Origin of the sequence: Pontibacterium sp. (assembly GCF_041587635.1) — a bacterium.
Classification (GTDB): domain Bacteria; phylum Pseudomonadota; class Gammaproteobacteria; order Pseudomonadales; family Balneatricaceae; genus Pontibacterium.
In genome coordinates, this window is the sequence record NZ_JBFGYC010000375.1 from 1 (window position 1) to 4,103 (window position 4,103).

The 4,103-nt window shown below is 50.0% G+C and carries 4 protein-coding genes; all 4 read left to right on the forward strand.

Going from position 1 to position 4,103, the window contains the following annotated elements; all coding sequences use genetic code 11:
* A partial coding sequence (locus ABYW01_RS15780) for a type II secretion system F family protein (protein WP_372834475.1) occupies positions 1 to 792 on the forward strand: 792 nt, incomplete at its 5' end.
* An 18-nt stretch (positions 793 to 810) separates the two neighbouring features.
* The gene (locus ABYW01_RS15785) at positions 811 to 2,097 is read left to right on the forward strand and encodes a GspE/PulE family protein (RefSeq protein WP_372834478.1); all 1,287 of its coding nucleotides are present in this window, start codon (positions 811 to 813) and stop codon (positions 2,095 to 2,097) included.
* A 10-nt stretch (positions 2,098 to 2,107) separates the two neighbouring features.
* Complete coding sequence (locus ABYW01_RS15790; protein WP_372834480.1) at positions 2,108 to 2,878, forward strand: prepilin-type N-terminal cleavage/methylation domain-containing protein; 771 nt, start codon at positions 2,108 to 2,110, stop codon at positions 2,876 to 2,878.
* On the forward strand, positions 2,878 to 4,083 hold the full coding sequence (locus ABYW01_RS15795) for a prepilin-type N-terminal cleavage/methylation domain-containing protein (protein ID WP_372834482.1): 1,206 nt from the start codon (positions 2,878 to 2,880) through the stop codon (positions 4,081 to 4,083). The genes ABYW01_RS15790 and ABYW01_RS15795 overlap by 1 nt, the downstream gene beginning before the upstream one ends.
* Positions 4,084 to 4,103: the final 20 nt, after the last annotated feature.

The following is a 4,103-nucleotide window of genomic DNA, read 5'->3' on the forward strand; positions in this document are numbered from 1 at the left end:
GGAGAAGCGTCCGGTGAGTTACAAGCCACGCTGGAACGACTGGCAGAAAGCCTTGAACGTTCGGCCGCACTGAAGCGTCAGTTTATCTCGGCCATGACCTATCCGATGTTCCTGTTGGTCGCCTCGGTGGGTGTCACCCTGTTTCTGACCCTGAGCATCATCCCCAAATTCGCCACCCTGCTTGAGGGCCGCTCGCAGGATCTACCTGGCGCTACACAGGCGATGATGAATATCTCGACCTGGCTGGTGGATTACGGCCTGTATCTGACCATTGTACTGGGTATCGGACTGTTCCTGACGCTGGCCTCGTACACCACGGTACTCGGCAAAGCGGTAATCGACCGAATTCTGCTGCATGTACCGATGGTCGGTCACAGCATACGCACCTCCGCCATGTCCCAGATGGGCTGGACCATGTCTTTGCTGCTCAGTTCAGGTTTAACGGTCCTCGAATCCCTGCGTGTGGTCAGCGACATCATGGGCAACAACCGACTCTCAATCTGTTTCCAGCAGGCGGGGGACGAAATTCTGGCCGGACGCAGCCTCGCGTACGGTCTCAAACAAAACAATATTCCACCCATGGTCCAGCATATGGCCGGTATCGGCGAGCGCAGTGGTGAACTGGAACACGTGATGCGTGAGCTGGGTAAGTACTACCAGGAAATGGCCGAAGCCCGTATCAAACGCATGATCGCCACCATGGAACCGGCGATGACCGTGATCGTCGCGGGGCAGGTGGGTTTCGTTTATTACGCCTTCTTTAAGGCCATGATGCAGGTATCTGCCGGGTAATCGGTAAGGAGAAGATTGATGCAACTGAACCTCAATACGCTGGACATAAACCCTGACAATCTGGTGTTTACCCTGCAGGAAAACAGCCGCGATAACCTGACCTCAGATGAGCTGACCCACAACGACCAGACCGCACCGCTGTTTCTGAATCGTATGCTGCTGGATGCGGTGAAAACAGGGGCCTCAGATATCCACTTCGAACCTTTTGAAGAGAGTCTGCGTATCCGCCTGCGCGTCGATGGTGTCATGCAGGAGATCAACAATCTGCCAACCGGTTTTGGTCGTCAGCTGATTATTCGCCTGAAAGTCATCGCCGGATTGGATATCTCCGAGCACCATGGCACCCAAAGTGGCCGTTTCCGTATGTTGCTGGATGATAAAACCGGGCTCGATTTTCGCTGCTCGATCACCCCGACACTGTACGGCGAAACCGTCGTGTTACGTCTGTTGCATCTGCCCTCTGAACTGCTGGACCTCACGATGCTGGGGTTGAGTCAGCCACAAATTCAGCAGATCCAGCATGCCAGCCAACGTTTGCAGGGCATGATTCTGGTCACCGGTCCCACTGGCAGTGGGAAGACTGTCACCTTGTATACATTGCTCAAGCAATTGAATAACCACCAGCGCAATATCTACACGGTAGAAGACCCGGTTGAGATCAACCTGCCCGGCGTCAATCAGATCAATATCAGTGCCCGCCAGAGCATCACATTCGCAAACATTGCCCGCAGCATCTTAAGGCAGGACCCGGATGTGATCATGCTGGGAGAGATGCGCGATGAAGAGACCATCGATACCGCGATCAAAGCATCCCACACCGGTCACCTAGTGCTCTCCACTCTACATGCCACCAGCGCAACTAAAGCCATTCCACGCCTGCGAAATCTGGGTGTGAACGATCACAACATAGCTTCGACCCTGAGCCTTGTCATCAGCCAGCGCTTGCTGCGCAAGCTTGATCCCAACAGCCGCGAGCGGGACGAAGTCTCTCCGCAACGTCTCAAAGCGGTCGGTTTTAAGGACGACGAAATCGCAGAGCTACAGCTCTACCGTGCTAAACCCAGCGATACGAGCCGAACGGGTTACCAATGCCGGATTGGTATCTTTCAGGTTTTACCGATCACCCCTGAGCTGGAAACGTTGATTGCAACTGGCGCCAACGATCAGCAGCTGGAGGCCTATGCCGAACAACAGGGTCACGCCAGTCTGCGCCAATCCGCACTCGATAAGCTGAAAGCGGGTATCACCGATATTAACGAAGTCGAGCGGGTATTAGGTCTGGCTGAAAACCGGATCAAGGAGTAGGGGAGGCAGAATGAAGAACACCGTACGAACACCTAATCCAACCCACAAAAGACAGCAGGGCTTCACCTTGCTTGAATTGCTGGTCGTGGTCTCCGTTCTGGCGTCACTTGCGGGTATTGCCGCGGTAGCGATGGACGGATACGAGCAAGATGCGCAGGAACAGCTAGTGCATGTCGAGATGAAACGGATCGCCAATGCGATCTATCGGTTTAAGGAGGATACGGGGTATTTTCCGAAAGAGGGGATGTTTACAGCAGATAACCTATTCGGGGCTAGCGATAGCAGCACGAAAAAGTCCGAGTATGAACATCAAAATAATTTGGGTTGGCTTTTATCAGCTCCTGAGCTCTACGACACCAATGGAGATGGTGATACTGACAGCTCAGACGGTGATCCTAGAAATCGATTACCTTGGAATCACAGTATGGGCCGCGGATGGAATGGCCCCTATCTAACAATCGAGTCCAAACAGTTACTAAGCACACAGGACTGTGATTTGTCGGTCACAGGCTCCAACAACAGCTTTGATGCGATAGCTGATCCGTTTGAGCGTAAGAAAACCTATTCCGGAAGCGACTCCTGCTTTGTAGTACTAAATGAAGGTAATTGGATAGCTCTTAAAGTCGCCGGTATGCCTTATCGATATGACATCGCTTATACCAATAGCAGTATCCCCGACTGCACCAGCAGCTGCGTTGCAATCATTAGTGCGGGTAAAAATAGTGCGTTTGGTGAAGTCACCAACAACGATGACATTGTCACTGTATTGAGGGCCAATTAATGACTATCCCAATCGAGAAACAACAGGGTGGCTTTACATTATTGGAACTGGTTGTTGTGGTTGCTGTTCTTGGTTTGATAGCAAACCTAGCTACCGAATTTGTTGCCCAAAATACTAACCAAGAACGATTTGAAGCGACTAAGTCACGGCAAGCGATGATTCGAGAAGCAATTATCGGTAACCCATCAGCCACTCAAAATGGCGAAGTGCAAGTATCTGGGTTTATTGCAGATATGGGGCGTGCACCGATCAGCCTTCGAGAACTACTAACTGATGACGGCTACTGTGCAGACCCTGACCACTTTAATATCGCTGAACGTCCTAATGATCCAAGTTGGGATGCAGCAAATGAATGTGATACAGCGGCTGGTATCGCTGATACTTGGGTACCTGAGTTAGGGGCCAGCTGGAAAGGTCCATATCTACAAGGCTTTGATCTAGAAACCATCTCGTACAATAGTAGCAGTCTTCAGATAAGAACTTTTCGTGATGGTTGGGGAAATTCCGCTTCTGCTTGGGCAAAAAGCAGCGATGGCACAAACGATATAGCCTATGAGGACTTTCTTAATTTTGGCTGGAATTACTATATCGGTATAAATACCGCTGAAGGAACGGGGGTAGATATAGGAAAAAATAAGAACCTAAATGACCTATTTACTATCAGTGCTGGCCTAGATGGCAATAAAGACCCTGGTTCTGACTCAGCACAAGATAGAACTGGATCTACTTCTCACTATAACGCTACCTACACCGCACAAAACGTTTACGAGAAGGACTACCCTCGCTCCGAATATTCTTTAACCGGTTTAAGCAATCCAGATCCAGAATATGACCTGAAGCACCTCGCTCTAATTAACGCTACCGAATATCTTACAGACGCTATTGCTTCTATAAACAACAATGATGCGGCTGCCATAGATGTATGTTTAGTAGCTTGGAACGAAGAAATTTCTTCAGAATACGTATCCTCTTCTTACAACGCTCCGGTGGGGAAAACGAACCACAGTGTACAGATTCCTCATGGACAATATTACGTGGACATTGTGTTTGATCCGAACCCCAGCGCCACTGATGCGAATGATCGATGTAATCCAGAAGATATAGTGACACCTGTAACAGCAGCAAAGTCAAAGTGTGAAGGAGGTTCAGTACCGGTGGTACTAAGTTCACGAACATCCATTGCATTACAATGCACGCTCAAATAATAGGTTTGATAATTTCCGTA

Coding starts and splice junctions, on each gene's coding strand:
- ABYW01_RS15785 (WP_372834478.1), top strand. CDS start 811: ATGCAACTGAACCTCAATACGCTGGACATAAACCCTGACAATCTGGTG.
- ABYW01_RS15790 (WP_372834480.1), top strand. CDS start 2,108: ATGAAGAACACCGTACGAACACCTAATCCAACCCACAAAAGACAGCAG.
- ABYW01_RS15795 (WP_372834482.1), top strand. CDS start 2,878: ATGACTATCCCAATCGAGAAACAACAGGGTGGCTTTACATTATTGGAA.